We start from the raw sequence: 17,189 nt of genomic DNA, 5'->3' as shown, positions 1-17,189 counted from the left end.
ATACGATGACGGTCCGTGAGGCGGCTGGGGTCGGTGGGGGGCGGGCGGGGTGGATCCGTTGGTGTTGGCGGCGGGAACGACGCTGGTGAGTGCGATGGCCAGTGACGCCTGGGAGGACGCGCGGGCGACCGCGCTGGCGCTGTGGCGGCGCGTGCATCCCGAGCGAGTGGCCACCGTGGAGGCCGAGTTGGCCGAGGTCCGGACGGATGTGCTGGCCGCGCGGGACAGCGGGGACGCCGAGACGGAGACGCAGCTCACCGCGGACTGGCAACGCAGATTGCAGCGCATGCTGGACGCGGACCCGGCGCTGGCCGCCGAACTGCGCCGCGTGCTGGACGAGTTGAGCCCGGCCGCGGCCCCGACGACTCCCGGGGCGACGGTCACCCAGCGCGCCACCGTCTCCGGCCGCGGCAACCGCGTCTTCCAGGCGGGCGGCAGCATCCACCTCACCGATGCCCCCGACGCCTGACCCGGCCCGACCGGCCGGCACTCCCGCGGTCGGCGGCCGAGCGGACGCCCGTTCGCTGGAACAGACCGCGACGGCGTCCGGCGACAGCCGGATCAACCAGGCGGGCGGCGATATCTACTACGCCGCCCGCGACTTGTTCATGTACGGCGCCCGCGGCGGGACCGACCGGCGCGCCGACGGGCCCGCGGGCGACGACGACCGGTGCCCGTACCCCGGCCTGGCCCCCTTCGGCGTCGACCAGGCGCAGTGGTACTTCGGGCGCGATCCCCTGATCACCGAGGTCGTCGCGCAACTGGAGGCGGGCGGACCGCTGGCGGTGGTCGGCCCTTCGGGGTCGGGCAAGTCGTCGCTGCTCATGGCGGGTCTACGGCCCGCGCTGAGCGGCAACCGCTTTCCGGTGGAGGGTTCGCGGGACTGGCCGCAGCTCGTCCTGACGCCCACGGCGCACCCGCTCGCGGCACTGGCCGGACAGCTGGCCGCCGCGACCGGCGAAGAGGCCGCCGCCGTACAACAGGCGTTACGGACCGACCCCGGCGGCTACACCGACCGGCTCAGCGTCGCCCTGGCCGCGCGGGCCGGGGCGACCGGCGCACCGGCGCCCCGCCTCGTCGTGATCGTGGACCAGCTCGAAGAGCTGTTCACCCTCTGCACCGACGACACCGAGCGCCGCGCCTTCATCGACGCCGTCAGCCGTATGGCGCAGGAGCCCGCGCCGAGCCCCGAGCCGGGCCCCGCGCCTGGCCCCGTGCCCCACGGGACCCCGCCCCCGGTCCTGCTCGTCCTCGGCCTCCGCGCCGATTTCTACGGCCACGCCATCGCCCACCCGCGACTGCGCGCGGTGCTCAGGGGCCGCCAGGTCCTGGTCGGGCCGATGACCGAGGACGAGTTGCGCGCCGCGATCGTCGCGCCCGCCGAGGCGACCGGGCTGACGATGGAACCGGGCCTGGAGGAGCTGCTGTTGCGGGACCTCGGCGTCTTCCCCGACGACCCGACGGTCGGCGACCCCGACCCCGACGCGTGGTTCACCGCGGGCCGGCTGCCGCTGCTGGCCCACGCGTTGCACATGACGTGGATACGGCGCAGCCGCAGTGCGCTGACCGTGGCGGACTACCAGGCCACCGGCGGAATCCGGCAGGCGATCTCCACGTCGGCCGAACGCGCCTACGCCGGACTGGACATGGCCGCCCGACAGGCGGCGGAGGCGCTGTTCCTGCGGCTCGTGCGCATCGGGCACGGCGCCGAGGACACCCGGCGGCGCGCGTCACTGGGCGAGTTGGCCACCGACGGCTCCGCGGCCTCGGCCACGGCCGCCGCGCTGACCGCGTTCAGCCGGGCCCGGCTGCTCACCCTGGACGGCGCCCCGGAAGGCGGCGAGCCGCACGGCGACGGGCCCGAGGACGAGAGCCGCGCCGCGGCCCGCGTCACCGTCCAGATCACCCACGAGGCGCTGATCCGCGCCTGGCCCCGCCTGCGCCGCTGGATCGACCGCGGCCGGGCGGACATCCTGGTGCGCCAGGAGCTGGAAGAGGCGGCACGGGCGTGGAGCGAGCACGGCGGCTCCGACAACGCCCTGCTGTTCCGGGGCAGTCGGCTGGAGCGCGCGACCACCGCCGCGACTTCCGCCCCCGACCATCTGAGCCCGGCGGCACGGAACTTCCTCGCCGCCTCGACCCAACAGGCCGCGCGGGCCGCGCGATTACGGCGCAATGTCATCGCCGTGCTCACCGCCCTGGTGCTGATCGCCTCCGGCACCGCCGTCTTCGCCTTCCAGCAGCGCGCGACCGCGCAGACGCAGCGGGACACCGCGCGCAAGGAGCGGGACACCGCCATCGCGGGCCAGGTCGCGATCGAGGCCGACCGCGTCCGCACCAGCGACCCGTCGCTCGCCGCCCTGCTCGACCTGGCCTCGTACCGGATGCGGCCGGACGACGACAAGTACACCAACCTCCTGTCCTGGGCGAACGGCCCGCTGGCGGCCCTGGTGCCGGGCGCGACGGGCGCGCCGGCCTTCAGCGGGGACGGCAGGCGGATGGCGACCAGGGCCGCGGACGGCTCGGTGACGGTGTGGGACAGCCGCGACCCGTCGCACCCGCGCCGCGTCGGGCGGGCCGTACCGGGCCTGAAGAGCGCCGCCGACGTGCGGTTGAGCCGGGACGGGCGACGGCTGGCGGTGTACGCGCCGCTCGCCCGCGACGCGTCCGAGGGCTCGGACGGGACGACGTCCGACAGCTCCGCCCCGCACCCCGTACTCGACCTGTGGGACGTGTCCGACCCGGCGCACTTCCGCCGCACCGGCAGCATGACGGGCACCGAGGACACCCGCATGGTCGCTTTCACCCCGGACGGACGGGAGTTCATCACCGCCGACGTGGGCGTCAACGGCGGGACCACGACGCTGTGGAGCCTCACCGACCCCGCCCACCCGCGGCCCGGCGCCGAACGGCCGGGCGCGGCCGTCGCGTTGAGCCACGACGGACGCACCCTCGCGGTGTGGGAGGACGGCAATACCCTGCAACTCGTCGACGTCTCCGCGCCCGGCCGCTTCGAGGAACTGCTGCCGCAGGGCCTGCAAGTGGGCGCCACACTGACGCCCGACGTCGCCTTCTCCGCGGACGGCCGGTGGCTGGCCACCGCGGGCGACCCCGGCGGCAACGGGGAGCCGAGCACCCTGTCCCCGGAGACGCTGCGCGTCTGGGACCTGACCGTCCGGACCCGGCCCGCCCTGCACAACGAGCACCAACTCCCGCGCGGGGCGGCTCTGTCCATGGCCCTGCGGCCGGACGGCCAGGTGCTCGCGACCGCCGGGGACGACCGTACGGTCACGCTCTGGCGCGTCGCCGACACCGGCCTGGCGTCGTCCTCGCTGGAGGAGGAGTTCCCGCATCCGCTCGTCGCGATGTACGCGCCGCTGGGCGGACACACCGAGACCGTGGACGCCTTGGCGTTCTCCCCGGACGGGTCCGCCCTGGCCAGCGGCGACGGCTCCACCGTCCGGGTCTGGGACCTTCCGCCCGCGGTCGCGACCCCGGGCGGCGCCGTCGACTCGATCACCGTCCTGCCCGGCGACAGGACGCTCGTCGCCGGAGTCGACGACAACTCCTCCGTCCCGCACTCCGCCGTCGGGCTGTGGAATCTGACGAACGCCCGCGGTCCGACGCCGACCGGCCGGCCGACGCCCGGACCCGACGGCCGGACCTCGGTCTTCGCCGTCAGCCCCGACGGGCGCACCCTGGCGACGGCCGTGGGCGACATGGACGTCGCCGCGGACGGGACCACGATCGCGCTGTGGAGCCTCGCCGACCCGGCCCGCCCCGCGCCGCTGGGCGAGCCCTTCGGCGAACCCTCCGGAGCGTCGATCCGCAAGCTGTCGTTCACGGCGGACGGCAAGCGCCTGTGGTCCACCACCGCGCTCCACAGCAGCCTCTGGGACATCTCGGGCCCGGCCGGCCCCCGCCCCCTGGTCGCCGACTCACCGCTCCGGGGGAACCTGCTGGCCCTCGGCGCCGACGGGCGCCTCACCCTGACCGAGAACACCCCCGAGCCGTACCAGCTCTGGGACACCCGCGACGCCACCCGCCCGGCCGCGCTCGCCGCCATCCCCACCAGCGCCTACGGGGACTCCCGCTACGGCGCGTCGGCCGCCGCCTTCTCCGCCGACGGCCGCACGCTCGCCCTCTCCCACGACCGCACCCTGCGCCTGTGGGACGTCTCCGACCCGCACAGGCCCGCCGCCCTCGGCGGCCCGATGACCGGACACGGCGACCGGATCGAGTCCCTGGCCTTCGTCCCCCACACCTCGCTGCTGGCCAGCGCGAGCGCCGACAACACCGTCCGCCTCTGGGACGTCTCCGACCTCCACCACCCCGCGCCCAAGGGCCGCCCCCTGCCCGCCCCCGGCGCGGGCCCCCTCGCCCCCACCCACGACGGCCGCACCCTCATCACCTCCTCCGTCGCGGGCACCCTCCGTCTCTGGCCCCTCGCCCCCGACACCGCCGCCGCCCGCGTCTGCGCCGCCACCGCCAACGTCCTCACCGACGCGGTGTGGACCGCCCACTTCCCCGGCATTTCCTACCAACGGCCGTGCTCCTGACGCTCGTTCAGGGACCCGTTGCCCGCGGCGACGGAGGGCGGCTCGCGGTGGGCGACGGCAGCGCGGTGCCCGATCGACTTCAGCGGACCAGGATCAGTCCGCAACTGTAGGCGCGGGCGTGGCCGATGCCGCGGGTGAGCGCGGTGACGAAGACCTGGGGATCGGTGACAGTGAAGGTCCCCTTGATCTCGGCGCGGGCGATGCGGAGACCCTTGTGGGCCGCCGTGCTGGAGACCTTCGGGAGGATGCGCAGGGACAGGCGGTCGGTGTCGGTGTCGGCGCCGATCCTGGCCACGCCGTCAGGGGCGAGGGCTGGTTCACCGGCCGGCTGGAGGCGACGGGCGAACCACGCCTTCACGTGTTCGGGTCGGGTGTGGGCGACGCGGGTGCCACGCGTCTTCTCGGGTGCCCCGGAGGCGGGCGGACGACTGCGGACGGGATTGACGACCGTACGGAAAGCGACGTGCTCGCCGACCCGGAAGGTGCGGTCGATGGTGAGGGTGTGCGGTGGCTCGGCCAGCGCGCCCCGGGGGATGCGGCCCCAGTCGCCGGCGATGCCCGACTGCACCACGAGGGAGAGCTGGGCGGCGCGGAGGTCGACGGTCCAGGTCGACAGGATGCCCATCTGGGAACGGGCGTCGAGGCTGCCGTTCTCCACCCATCCCGTGAAACCGCTCATGACGGTCCTGTGCATGTCCTGCGCGTCGATCAGCGACTTGGCGGTGAAGGGATGCCGGGCGTCCAGCGTCAGGAGGGTGTGCGAGGTGACGAAGCGGGCGGCCGTGCCTGGCACGGCGGGTACGTCGGGCTTGGTGTTCACGGGATGATGTCCCATTCGCTGGCGTGCGGGGCGATGGTGATGCGGTGGCGGGTCTCCCACCGAAGGCCGTGCACAGGGCCGTCCGCGTCGAACCGTACGGGCTGGTCGTGGACGGGCGCGACGCCCGGAAGGGGGCGCGGACTCTCGATCCACGCCCAGGTACGTTCACCGGTCGCCGACGCGGTCGCATCACCGGACGCAGGAAGCAGGGATGTTGTCCCGAACACACCCTTCAGGTCGCCGAGGACGATGCCCAACGCCAGATCCCCCGAAGGCGGGCAGGATTTGCGGCCGAGCCACAGCAGACGCTTCGGGTGTTCCAAGGCGTGCGCGACCCGCTCCAGCAACGCGCGGTCGTCGTGCTCCAGACCTACGAGGAAGGCCGCGTCGGCGAGGTACCAGCGCTCGGTGATCATGGCGTTGCGGCGGACCTGCCCCGGCACGAGAGCGCCCGAGACCGGGTCCGCGGCGATCAACTTCGGCGCCCCGTACCAGCTTTCCAGTCCGTGACGTCCGAAGGGCTCTGGGGTACGGGCCGCGGCGGCCGTGACCGTACCCTCGGCGGTCCCCGCAGCCGCTTCCCTGGCCGCCTCCACAGCCGCCGCCCGGCGGTGGTCGGTCGCGAGGTCGCGCGGACGGATCGGGAACTTTCCTCCGCCGACCGTGTGGTAGTCGCGGAGCGGCGTGCCGGGGCGGTCCGCGCGGACGCCGAAGAGGACCGTGGCGAGTTCACCGAGAGGCTCTCCCCGCTCCAGGCCGAGGGCCGCCGCGCAGAGCCCGATGACACCGGACTTGGTGGGCCGGGTGTGGGTGTCACGACGCGCGAACCTGCTGGAAAGGCCCCAGGACTGCAAGGGCGCGGCCAGCCGAATGAGCAGGACGTGCGGCCGCGTCATCGAGTGAGGTCCTCGATCTTCTCCACCACGGTCACGGACACCGCCGGATCCCGTTCCGTCAGCAGATCGTCGATCCGGGGATCGTAGGTGAGGACCCGCGCGGTGCGCAGATCGTCGCGGCGACGGCTGACGAAGGCGTGGTGCCGCAGGAGCCGCCGGACCGCCGCGGGACCCGCGGGGCCTTCGCCACCGGCGCTCTCGGGTGACTCGTCGACGGGCAGTTGGAAGGCCGCCGCGTAGTTGTAGGGACGCTCGCCCTCGAACGCGAGGACCAGCGCCGGAAGCGAGCCGGTGGACGCGGTGGAGTTCTTCTTGGCCTCGGGAAACGCCTCCACGAAGGCGTTCACGAATTCCTTCTCGGCGTCGACCGCCGCTTCCTCCGCCTCGCCCTCCGTCATCCCCGCCACCCGCAGATTGAGCCGGAGTTGGGTGCGGTCGAGGACCGCGTGCCGGTAGAAGGTGCCGGAGATCAGCGACTGGTACCCGGTCATACCGGCGCCCGCGTCGTCCGCCGCGTCGAGGAAGCTCAGGGCGTTCCGCTTACGGTCCAGCTTCGCGTCGTCGGCCGCCGCGTAGAAGTCCTCGATCTGCTCCGCCTCGTGAACGGTGAAGGCGTGGCCGCTCTGCACTGCCCCGTCGACATTCGGTGAGTCCGCGATCTCGGCGAGGAAACGTCCGTAGAGGGCGATGTCCACCGCGTCGCGAGGAGCGATGGCGAGCAGGACGGCGTCGCGGGTCGGTTTGGGGAGGGGCGGAAGCGAGTGGGACGCGGGCTCGGCCGCGGACTGTTCCTCGGCGGGCGGAGTGTCGGCCTGCTGCTTGGTCCCCCGGCGGGGCTTCTTGGCCGCCGCCTGCTGAGCCAGCAGGTAACTGTCGCGCCACGCCCGGAGATCGTCCGCGTTGTCGGCGATGTGGGCGGCGATCCGCGTGTCGGCGTCGGCGGGAGCGAAGATCAGCACCCTCGTCAGGTTGGCCACGGTCTTCTTGCTGAGGTCACCGAACTTCAGGCCGCTCGCCTCGATGATCGCGCGCGCCGTGACCAGCGCCTCCTGCTTCTCCCAGCCGTGCTCGGACTCCAGCACCCGGCCGGTGAGGATCGCCCACTCCCGCGTCCGGATACCCATGCTCCGGCCGGCGAGCGCGCCGAGGCCGGCGTTGGCACGGTTGCGGGCGTGGACGCGCTCGGCACGCCTGCGGGCCTGGCTGGTGATCATGTGCCGTTCGGCCCCGCCGTAGACCAGGCTCTTGGGCTGTCCGTTCTCGTCCCTTACGGGCAGAACCGCGACGAGTGTCTCGAGGAGGTGGAGGGAGAGGAACTGGCTTCGAGCGTCCTCGGTCACGTGGTCGCGTCCTTCCGCGTCGTCTGCTTGCTCTGCTGCTCCACCCGGCTGCGCGTCGGCGGAGTGTGGAACTCGACCGACCACTGGTAGGCGATACGCGCCTTGCGGTCGTTCCATCGGATCAGGTCCTCGGTGAGCTGGGTCCAGGAGGGCGGGGCCTGTTCACAGGCCCGGAGCCGAGTGACCGCGTGCTGGAGGTGTCGCCATGGGACGCGACGGCTGGCCACGATCCGGTCGAGGAGGCGTTGCGCCCCCGGATTGTCCGGCCCGCGTTCGGCACCGTCGCCGATCCGCCGGGCCGCGGCACCGAGGCTGCCGTAACCGTACGAGGGCGCCGGGCGGCCCTGGTGGTAGACCGCGAAGAGAAAGGCCACCCGCTCGAACAGCTCGCGGTGGTCGTCGCCGCCGTACCAGCCCGCCCTGATATGGGCGTTGGTCGGCTCCTTGGCGCGGCGCAGGTCGGCGAGCGTGCCGTACTCGCGGTTGCGTACGAGGGTGGTCAGCCAGTTGGTGAGGGCCGTGCTGTCGTGCGGGAAGGTGGTGGGGACGGCGAGTTCTTCGAGACCTTCGTCGTCAGTCATGCGCGCTCTCCCCTCGGAGTTCGGCGGGGGCCCTGTCGCCGGTCATGTCGTCCTCGAAGCGCTGCTCGGCGCGCGCCCGCGCGATGTGGCCCCGGCGGTTGGGCGGGAGGGAGTCGAGACGGTGGACGAGGAAGTCGCGGGCCGCGTCCAGCAGCGTGTCCGCGTAGACGATCAGGGGCTCGGAGACCGGGTCGTCGTCCTCCGCGTTCGCCGCGGCCACCTCCTCCAGGAGGTGATCGAAGGGCTGGGCGGCCGCGGGCCAGAATTCCCACCGGGCGTCGAACCGTGCCAACTGCCCGCTCTCATCGGCCGCGCGCACCGCCGGGAAGGCGTTCTCCAGGGCCACGACAGCCGCGCGCTTCAGGCTGAACGCCACGTACTCGGCGATGACCGATCCACGGCGGGACGCGCGGTACAGGTGCCGGGCCATGCCCGGGGCGTAGGGATAGCTGCCCTGTGTCCACGCCATCGGCAGCGACTTGTTGGCGAGCAGTCCCACCGCCCACATGTAGTAGGGAGCGCCTCGGCCCGTCTTCTCGTACGGCAACGCACGCAGACGCGCGTACAGCCCGGTCTCGGCGTCTTTCACCGCGCTGTACAGCGCGTGGGCATCCAGCCAGAGCGCCCTGGTCGGGGACGGCCACAAAGGCTTGACCTCCCCGTTCAAGGCCACGATGGGAACCGCGTCCTGGAGATGGCGCTCCACGTCCAGTTCAAGGACCTCTCCGGCGCCGATGAGGACGCGGTCCACCACGGTCTGACCGCCGGGGCCGCGACTGGGGTGCAGGAGGATGGAACGGCCGAGCGCGCTGTGAAGGTCGGCGGAACTCCTCGGCACCCGGGGCTCGGCCTTCTTGTCGAAGCCCCGGCGCTCGATCGCGCCGCCCGTCCACGACATGTTCATGGGCTCGCCCGGGCCCTCGGGCGGATAGAGGTTGAGCCGGAGCGTCTCGCCGAGAGTGCTGCCGAGGGCGACCACGCGGATACGTCCTTGCAGGCGGCCGGTGGACAGGTTGGTGACCGTCGGCCCAAGTCCTTCCCCCTTGCCCGAAATACGGCCACGGCCGTACGGGGCGTACGCGTGCTGGGTGAGCATGGCGCGGAACGCCTCAGCGGCGGGGAGGGGATCACCACGTTCGAGGTGGTGGTGATCGAAGAACTGGTTGTAGTCACCGACGCGTTCGATGAGCAACTGGGCGGTTCCCGTACCGCTTTCGCCCATGGACGCGGCAAGCATGCTGTTCTGCCCCAACGGCGTCGCCGGACCGAACAGGTCCCATGCGTCGTCCGGTTGCCGCACCAGCCACTTCGCCGCCTTCGCGAGACCACGCTTCTCGGTGATCCACGCACCCCACTCCTCGTCCGAGGCGGGGCAGACGCTCGCGGCGAAGCAGATGGCCATCAAGTACTCGATGACGGCGACGGTTTCACCCGGCGTGGCGCAGTTGACCGCACTCAGCTCATCGGCCCCGGCCAGCAGAGCGCGCAACGAGTGATGAGCGGTGGCACCGTCGAGTGCCACGGCGGGAACGCATGGCTGATACCGAGGGTCCCAACTGAGCCGCGGCTCAGCGGACCCGCTGCTGCGCACTTCTGACAATGGCCGGCTACCGCTTTCTGCTTCATGGCCAGCGGGGGCACGATGGTGACGTTCCGGAACGACAAGGACACTAACAGTTGATCTTTCGAACGGTGTGGGTTTGAGATGGCTCGCCGCCTCCGGCGGGGGGAGGCGGCGGAAATCCCCGCACTCGCGGGGAGGAGCCCAAGCAGGGCCGCTGAGGCCGTCGACGGGCCATTCCCGCCGTGTACGGGAGTCTTATTCGCCGATTGCCGAGATCGGCCGTCCGGGCTTCCGACCCCTAGCCAGATCCGAGTCGATACGACCGCATACACTATGAGAACGCCGATTTACTCGGCTCCCTCGGCGGGTCCCCTGAAGCACACGGACGATCCCTGTTGGGTTCCGCCCCGCGGACACGGGACGGAACCCAACAGCGCAGCCGGGGACGGCCGCTCTTGGCGGTAGCCCCGCCAAGAAAAACGGCCTACTGCATGACGTAGCGCAGCAGCCCGGTCATCAGCGCGCTGATGACTGCGGAGACGCAGACGAACACAAGCGCGTCCGTATGTGCTCGTAGCCAGTCACGTAGATCTCGCGGCATGAAACTCCTTCCGTATCGACAACCCTCATTCCGTAACGGCATTGAGGCAGGGGGGGCGAGACGGCTGGACCACGAGGTCCGCGCGTGAGGCGAGCTTGGCATAGATCGGGCGCTATTGTCACTCGCTGTCCCTCATGTGAGTGACACAGCGTCAGCAGGGCTGCCGATGCAGTCGAGTTACCCGTCGAGTCGACCACCCCGCCCCCTGACGAGGATCCTGAGCGTGGAGCGGGCGTCGCGGCGGCGTTCCGGGGTGCGGGCGAGGACCGAGGCGAGGGCGACAATGGACAGGACGCTTGCGTAGAGCAGGCCGACCGTGGTGGTCAGGGCGGCGGCGCTGTGGAGTGGTTCGGGGAGCACGGGCATGGCGGCGACCTTCCGTCCGGAGCCGGGGCGGGCTGGTGTGGCGAGGGGTCCAGCGTCGGACAGCAAGGCTGTGCGCAGGAAGATCCCGAACTTCGCAATTTCACGATCACCGCAGGTCAGAACAGCCATCTTTTACGGGCACGCAGGGGGCGGAGCAGCAGTGACGAACGACAGCGGAGCAACTCCGCATGAGCGCTTCGGCGCGATGGTGCAAGAACTGCTGACGGCTTCCGGACTGAGCGAGCGCGAGGCGGTGCGCGTTCAGGGAGGGGAGGCGCCGAGCCCAACCGCCCTCAGGCAGTGGCGCAAGGGCGAGTCGGCCCCCGTGGCCACGGCGGAGGCAGAAGCCCGTTTCTGGTGCCTGGTCAGGAAGTTGCGGTCGGCAGCCGGTACCGCCGTCTCCAGCGATGCGGACTTGGAGGCTGCGCTCCGTGCAGCCCAGCAGGAAGGTGCCAGGAAACAGCGCGAAGCACATACCCGTTCGGATCGTCCCGTCCCGAAGGGCGGCCCCTTCGTGCGGCCCCACCTTTCGGGCCACGGAGCACCGGGCGCCCTGGTGGGACGGCAGGAGGAGCGGGCGGCGACGCTCGCCTTCGTACGCGCTTCAGAGCCGGACGCGCCGTCGTACCTGTGGTGGCACGCGCGCGCCAGGGTGGGGAAGACCGCGCTGCTGGCCGACTGCGTGACGAGGCCCCCGCCGAACACCGATGTTCTGAACTTCTTCGTCGCCGAGGCGCGGCGCACCGACACCCGCACCGCCTTCGTCGCCGAAACAGCCGCGCAGATCCGGGCGTTCCTGCGCCGGAGCCGGGCGTCGGCGCCAGACCCCAGTGACGCGCAGGCATGGGCAGACCTCCTCAGCGCCGCCGCCGCGAAGAGTGCCCGGCACGGGCGGAAACTCCTTCTCGTCGTCGACGGCCTCGACGAGGACGCCGCCTGGACTCCTCAACGGCGGACGAACGGCGAGAGCATCGCCGCGCTACTTCCCGCCCGCCCCGACGTCAACGTGCGAATCGTCGTCTCCAGCAGAGGGGTTGCGCGCCTTCCCGATGATCTCCCGGCAGGGCACCCGCTCCGACTGCGGGAGTGCCTGCGGGAGTTGAGGCCCCGCGAACACATCGTGGAGAACGACCAGGCGCCGAGAGCGGAGGCGGCCCGGCTGCGCGCGAGCGGCCTGGGCAGGGCGGTCACGAATCTGCTCGCGGTGGCGGGCGGGGGCCTGCGCCCGGTAGATCTCGCGGAGCTGGCCGGAGCGCCGGTTGACGCGGTGCACGGCCTCCTCTGGAGCGCGGACGGCCGGTGCGTCGTATCGAGCGAGCCGGTGACCGATCCGGCGGCCGAGACGTACGCGCTGAGCCACCCGGACATCCTCCGGTCGGTCCGGCAGGAACTCGGGGACACCGGTGTGGCACGCCAGGCCGGGCTGTTGCGCACCTGGGCCGGGCATTGGCGGGCTGCGGGCTGGCCCGACGGAACGCCGCCGTATCTGCTGACGGATTACCTCCGGCTGTTGGACGACGCCGACGCGCGTACGGAGTACGTTCTCGACGCCCGTCGACAGGTACGGCTCGCCTCGGTGGTCGGTCACGATGTCGCCCTCGCACAGGTGGACGCGCTCGGCCCGGAGCAGGGTGAGGGGGGCGGGAACCCGGAACACCTCGGCCAGGCCCTGCGGTTCGCCGCCTCTCGCGCCTCGATACTCCGCGAAGCACGTCACGTGCCGTACCGGGCCCCGGTTCTCCACGTCCGGCTCGGCGACCCGGCGCGCGCCCGCGCGTTGGCGCATTCGGCGTCGAATCCCCTGGTCAGAGCGGCGCGACTGGCCCAAGTCGCGGCGGAGTTGAGCCGTACGGGCTCGGAAGGTGCCGCCGCGACCGCGCGGGAGGCGGTGGATTGGGTGGCGCGCGCCAGCCGCGGCCGCACCCGCCCGCCCGAAGAAGCCGACGCGTACGCGGAGATCGCCGAGGCCGCTCAAGAACTCCACGCGCGCGGAGAGACCGGCACCGCGCGCGCCCTTCTGCGGGCGGTGGTCCTGAGCGGGGAGGCCGATGTCGAGACGATGATCGCGGCGGTGAACGCCCTGGGCGAGGAGGACGAACCGAGCTGGCTGGACGCGGTGGAGGCGCGGGCCGACGAGCTGAGTACGGGTGGCCCGAAGGCAGTGGCCGCAGCCGTGGACATCCTCGCGACCATCGCCGGCACGTTTCCCGCCCGCGCTCCTGACGCCAGGAACCGGATCAAGGCGATCTGCGCCGACGTCGACTCGTCGTACGGACTGATGGCGGTCGACATCCTCGCGCTCGGCGCCTCGGCGTTGAAGAGCCGCAAGAGGGAGGCGCCCCCTTTGGTGACGCGGGCGCTGGACCATCTCACCGCCGCGCTGACCGCCCCGGAAGCGCTCTCCGCCGCCGACCGGGCCCACCTGCGGCGCGAGGTCTCGACCACGCTCGTCCGCCTGCATCAGGCCGTTGTCGACAACCGGATCGACCGGGATTCCCTCGCCCGGATCGAGGAGTTGGTGGCGGAGCACCGCGAGCGACTGCGTACCGGCGTGCTGGGCGACGACCTCGCGGAGCGGATGGCGGTGGACAACGCGCTGGCCAGGGAGCGCGGGGCCGCGCAAGAGGCCGCGTTCCGGATGACGGCGGAGGAGGACCGGAGGGCGACGAGGAGGTGGAAGGACGCCGGCAGGAGAGCGAGCGACGCGGAAGCGGAGAAGATCAAACGGGAGTGGGAAGAGAGGAAGAGCCAGGCTCGCGGGGAGTCGAGGCGGCAGGAACGGGCGGGGCGAACGGCCGATTCCTCGGAATGGGCCGACACCACCCGGCGAACCAATAACGCCAAGCGGCACGGCACGCCCCTACGGCGTCGCCCGCGCCCCTCCGACCTCCCGAAGCCCCGTGACGGCCGGTCCGATGACGGCATCGAGCTGCCGCACCACGTGATCCTGCTCCGCCAGGCCGAGCGGCTGCTGGCGGACGGCAACCTCGTACTCGGTCGTGAGCGTCTGGAGGAGGCGCTGCGTCGCTCGCCCCTGCCCGCGGGACAGGTCGCCCGCGACGACGGTTGGACGCTGGCCCTGGCCCAAGCACTCGGTGTCGTGGGGCAGTCGCCTGTGGCCGACCGGTTGCTGTCGTCCCTCCCGGGGCCGGAGAGTCGGGCTCGGCATCTGGCGGCAGTGTCGCTGGGGTGCTCCCAGGGCGGGCACGACACCGCGGCGGGCGCATACGCGAGGGAGGCGGCGCGACTCGGTGGTGACCTGCACGATCCCACGCTGCGTGGCGCGATCGCCCAGGCCCTGGCCCACGCCGGCGAGGCGACCGCCGCCGTGGAGATGGCGGAGGGGAAGGGTCCTGAGGACGCCGGTCTTCGCGGGCACCGGGAACAGCGAAGGGCACAGACCAGCCGGTCGCTGACCGCGGTCGCGGCCGGGCTCGCCCGGCGCGCCCCCGACACGGCCGCGGGTCTGGTCGTACGCCAGGCGGAGAGCACGGGCGGCCGCCACCCGATCATCCGGTCGGCGGAACTCCTGCTCGGCTTCCCGGACGTGCGGCGGCCCGGACCGGAGTGGTGCGAGGCGATGCGGCAGGTCCTCGACGAATTCGCGCAAGAGCCCCGGCAGCAATGGCACGCCCCGTCGTTGGCGGTCCTGGACCTGCTCGTACGGCTCGGCTGCTGTACGGCACCGCGCGCCCTGACCGACGCGACGGCGTACCTGCGGAATACGCTGTCGCCGGACCGGCTCCCCTATGCGGAGCTGGCCGTCCTCGACGCGGTGGCGGGCGACGTCGCCGAGGCCGGGCGGCTCGCCGGGGCGGCGCCGGATCCGACGGTACGGGTCGGGGCGCTGGCCGCCGTCGCGACGTATCTCGCGGGCGTCCCCGTTGCGCTCTCCGTCGATCCGTCGTCGCGGGACGCCGCGGTCCGCGTCTGCCTGGCGCTCGCCCATGCGACGGGTGACGGCACCGCACCGGACGAAACGGCGGCCCGCGCGCTCGTCGCGGAGCTGGTCGCGGGCGGGAACTGGCCGTACGCGATTGCGCTGCTCCCCCGGCTGGCGCCCGAAGCGCTGGAACCGTTGGCGGAGCTGGCCGGAGCCCACAGCCTCTTCGCTGCGGGAGTGGGTGGCCAAGGTATTTGGATGGGTGCGCAAGTGGGAGCTTGAGACGCCGTTGGGGCCGAGCGGGCCGTGGCGGTGTTGAGGGCGGTGGCGGATCCGTCGCGGTATCGGCTGCTGTGGGCGCTGAGCGGGCGGGAGTTGCCGGGGAGTGCGCTCGCGGAGCTGTGGGGGCGCATGTGGCGGCGACGCCGCGGCATTTTGGCGTGGCTGCGGGCGGCGGGGCTGGTCACGTCGCGGCGGGAGGGGACCGTATGTACTACCGCGCGTCAGTCGAGGCAGAACTCGTTGCCCTCGATGTCCTGCATCACGATGCACGAGTCGCTGCCGCCGTCGTACAGCAGCCGTACGCGCACCGCGCCGAGCGGGATCAGCCGCGCGCACTCGGCCTCCAGGGCGGCCAGCCGCTCCTCCCCCGCCAGGCCGGTGCCCACCCGTACGTCGAGGTGCACCCGGTTCTTGACGGCCTTCCCCTCGGGGACGCGCTGGAAGTACAGCCGCGGCCCCGCCCCCGAGGGGTCCACGCACGCGAACCACGACCCCCGCTCCTCCGGAGGCTGCGCGGCGTCGTACTCCCCCCACGTCCCGAATCCCTCCGGCGGCGCCGGCACCACGTACCCCAACACCTCGCACCAGAACCGCGCGACCCGCTCGGGCTCCGCGCAGTCGAAGGTCACCTGGATCTGCCGAATCGCCGCCATCACCCCACCCTAGCCGGGCCGCGCCCGACCCCTGGCCGGCCCGCCCGCCCGGCGCGGCAGGCCAGGGCCCTTCGGGCCAGAGCCACCCGGGGACGGGAGCCCGGCCCCGCTGGACGGGGAGTTGGCCACAGCGGGGGGCCACCGTCCCCGCGTGTGCGGGGCGCGGCAGATACCCGCCTGCGGCACTGGCCGGATGACGGGGTCATCCCCGCGTGTGCGGGGCACAGTTGATCGGCCTGCGGGGGTGTTCCGGGCGGTGGTGGGGTTTGGCGAGAGTGGGGAAAAGTCAGAGCGGGTTGAACGGTCCCGGCGGGCGGCCAGGGGCTGACGGGGGAGAGAGTACGGAGGCCGGGGCCCGGCCGGGCGGGGGTGGGCCGCGCCGGGGTCGGGCCGGGGCGGCGAGGGTCAGCCGGTGGCTTTCCAGTGGGTGTAGGGGGTGAGCATCTGGAAGGTGCGGGTGGGGCAGTAGAAGGAGCCGGCGGGGGAGTCGTAGTGGGTGTCGGCGTTGGCGGTGGAGGCGGGGGACCACGTGCCGTTGGTGCGGACGGCGATGTTGGCGGACTCGAAGGTGAGGTTGGCCATGTCGGCGCAGGAGGACGCCTGTCCGGAGGTGCCGACCGTGGAGTAGAGCTCTTCGATGTCCCAGCCGTCGGTGCGGCCGGACTGGTTGGCGCCGGACTGGGCGAAGAGGGTGTCCCACTGGCCGGTCGAGTAGTTGTAGAGGTCCGCGGACCAGGTGTTGGAGGCGGCGGAGGTCTTGACGACGCGGCCGGTGTAGGAGCCGGTGGCGCCGGTGTAGGTGGTGAGGAAGGAGCTGTTGATGGTGACGGAGGCGGCGAAGTTGACGCTGCGGCACCAGTCCCAGGCGGAGACCGAGCGGACGGTCCGCGTGTAGACGGTGACGAGTTCGACGCAGGAGCCGCCCGCCGGGTACATCGTCGGGGTGTAGATGGTGGTGCCGCTGTCGTGCACCGTGAGCTGGGTCGAGACGGACTGGGTGGCGCACGAACCGTCCGAGCCGGACAGCGACTTGAACGCCGTGCCCTGCGCCGGGTGGATGTCGAGCAGCGGCCGTACGACGGTGCCCGTGGCCGGGGAGGCCGTACCGAGCGGGCCCTTGGCCGCGATCCCGGACGGCGTCCCGTACTGCGAACGGTGCTGCCGCGTCAGTGAGTCGAGCTGGCGGTGGACCTCGGCCGCGGGCAGCGCCCCGCTGACGGTACGGCCGGAGACCGTCGCCGAGCCGCACGCGGGGGCGGCGGCCACGGGGGACGGCGCGAGGGACGGCGCGGGGGACGAAGGGGCCGCCGCCGCCGTGCCCAGGCCGCAGCCCAGGGCCAGCGCCGCCGCGGTCACGAAAACGGTCGCCGTCGATTTCGGCTTCAGACTGCTCACGAGGCTTCTCGGACTTCTCACGCTGATGCGATCCTCTCGGAGGGCCGGGTGGTGCATGGGGCTCGCGTTACGCATGAGGTCATGCCCATGACAACCTGACCCGACCCGAAAGCGCCGTCTTCGGCCGGTAGTTGACCGTACGGTGGCGGGAAAGAGCCCGCCCCCGTACAGCCGAGCCACCGCGTGGCCGTACCCGTACAACCGGACCCCGTACGACCCGCCGCCGTCCGGCCGTACCGTCCCCTCAGT

General features: G+C 72.5%; 11 protein-coding genes. 3 read left to right on the top strand and 8 right to left on the bottom strand.

Annotated features, from left to right (window positions below; genetic code table 11):
* Positions 1–94: 94 nt before the first annotated feature.
* Together ACIOC1_RS03900 and ACIOC1_RS03895 are read left to right on the top strand one after the other, a co-directional pair.
* Positions 95–469, top strand: a complete 375-nt coding sequence (locus ACIOC1_RS03900; RefSeq protein ID WP_401851635.1) for a hypothetical protein — start codon at positions 95–97, stop codon at positions 467–469.
* Positions 453–4,559, top strand: a complete 4,107-nt coding sequence (locus ACIOC1_RS03895; protein ID WP_401851632.1) for an AAA family ATPase — start codon at positions 453–455, stop codon at positions 4,557–4,559. The genes ACIOC1_RS03900 and ACIOC1_RS03895 overlap by 17 nt, the downstream gene beginning before the upstream one ends.
* Before the next feature lie 79 nt (positions 4,560–4,638).
* Here the strand turns inward: ACIOC1_RS03895 and ACIOC1_RS03890 are convergent, their stop codons facing one another.
* From ACIOC1_RS03890 to ACIOC1_RS03865, 6 genes are all read right to left on the bottom strand, one after another.
* Positions 4,639–5,379 (bottom strand): type I-E CRISPR-associated protein Cas6/Cse3/CasE, encoded by a 741-nt coding sequence (locus tag ACIOC1_RS03890; RefSeq protein WP_401305737.1) that lies wholly within the window; start codon positions 5,377–5,379, stop codon positions 4,639–4,641.
* Positions 5,376–6,275 (bottom strand): type I-E CRISPR-associated protein Cas5/CasD, encoded by a 900-nt coding sequence (gene cas5e / locus ACIOC1_RS03885; RefSeq protein ID WP_401851630.1) that lies wholly within the window; start codon positions 6,273–6,275, stop codon positions 5,376–5,378. The genes ACIOC1_RS03890 and cas5e overlap by 4 nt, the downstream gene beginning before the upstream one ends.
* The gene (locus ACIOC1_RS03880; RefSeq protein ID WP_401851627.1) at positions 6,272–7,615 is read right to left on the bottom strand and encodes a type I-E CRISPR-associated protein Cas7/Cse4/CasC; all 1,344 of its coding nucleotides are present in this window, start codon (positions 7,613–7,615) and stop codon (positions 6,272–6,274) included. Before ACIOC1_RS03880 ends, cas5e begins: the two co-directional genes overlap by 4 nt.
* Complete coding sequence (gene casB, locus ACIOC1_RS03875; RefSeq protein ID WP_401305731.1) at positions 7,612–8,196, bottom strand: type I-E CRISPR-associated protein Cse2/CasB; 585 nt, start codon at positions 8,194–8,196, stop codon at positions 7,612–7,614. Before casB ends, ACIOC1_RS03880 begins: the two co-directional genes overlap by 4 nt.
* Positions 8,189–9,718 carry a type I-E CRISPR-associated protein Cse1/CasA gene (locus ACIOC1_RS03870; RefSeq protein WP_401851625.1) on the bottom strand — a complete coding sequence of 510 codons (1,530 nt, stop codon included), beginning with the start codon at positions 9,716–9,718 and terminating at the stop codon, positions 8,189–8,191. Before ACIOC1_RS03870 ends, casB begins: the two co-directional genes overlap by 8 nt.
* 820 nt (positions 9,719–10,538) lie before the next feature.
* Positions 10,539–10,727, bottom strand: a complete 189-nt coding sequence (locus ACIOC1_RS03865) for a hypothetical protein (RefSeq protein WP_401305727.1) — start codon at positions 10,725–10,727, stop codon at positions 10,539–10,541.
* 556 nt (positions 10,728–11,283) lie between these two features.
* On the opposite strand from ACIOC1_RS03865, the gene ACIOC1_RS03860 reads away from it, so the two are divergent.
* Positions 11,284–14,892, top strand: coding sequence for a hypothetical protein (locus ACIOC1_RS03860; protein WP_401851622.1), 3,609 nt, complete (start codon positions 11,284–11,286; stop codon positions 14,890–14,892).
* A gap of 221 nt (positions 14,893–15,113) precedes the next feature.
* Here ACIOC1_RS03860 and ACIOC1_RS03855 read toward each other — a convergent pair whose 3' ends face one another.
* Together ACIOC1_RS03855 and ACIOC1_RS03850 are read right to left on the bottom strand one after the other, a co-directional pair.
* Entirely contained in the window at positions 15,114–15,545 is a 432-nt protein-coding gene (locus ACIOC1_RS03855) for a VOC family protein (RefSeq protein ID WP_355339936.1), read from the bottom strand.
* A gap of 405 nt (positions 15,546–15,950) precedes the next feature.
* Positions 15,951–16,940, bottom strand: a complete 990-nt coding sequence (locus ACIOC1_RS03850) for a hypothetical protein (protein WP_401851619.1) — start codon at positions 16,938–16,940, stop codon at positions 15,951–15,953.
* Positions 16,941–17,189 lie beyond the last annotated feature (249 nt).

Source organism: Streptomyces sp. NPDC088197 (genome assembly GCF_044741185.1).
Classification (GTDB): Bacteria; Actinomycetota; Actinomycetes; order Streptomycetales; family Streptomycetaceae; genus Actinacidiphila.
This window is presented reverse-complemented; position numbering and strand designations above follow the sequence as displayed.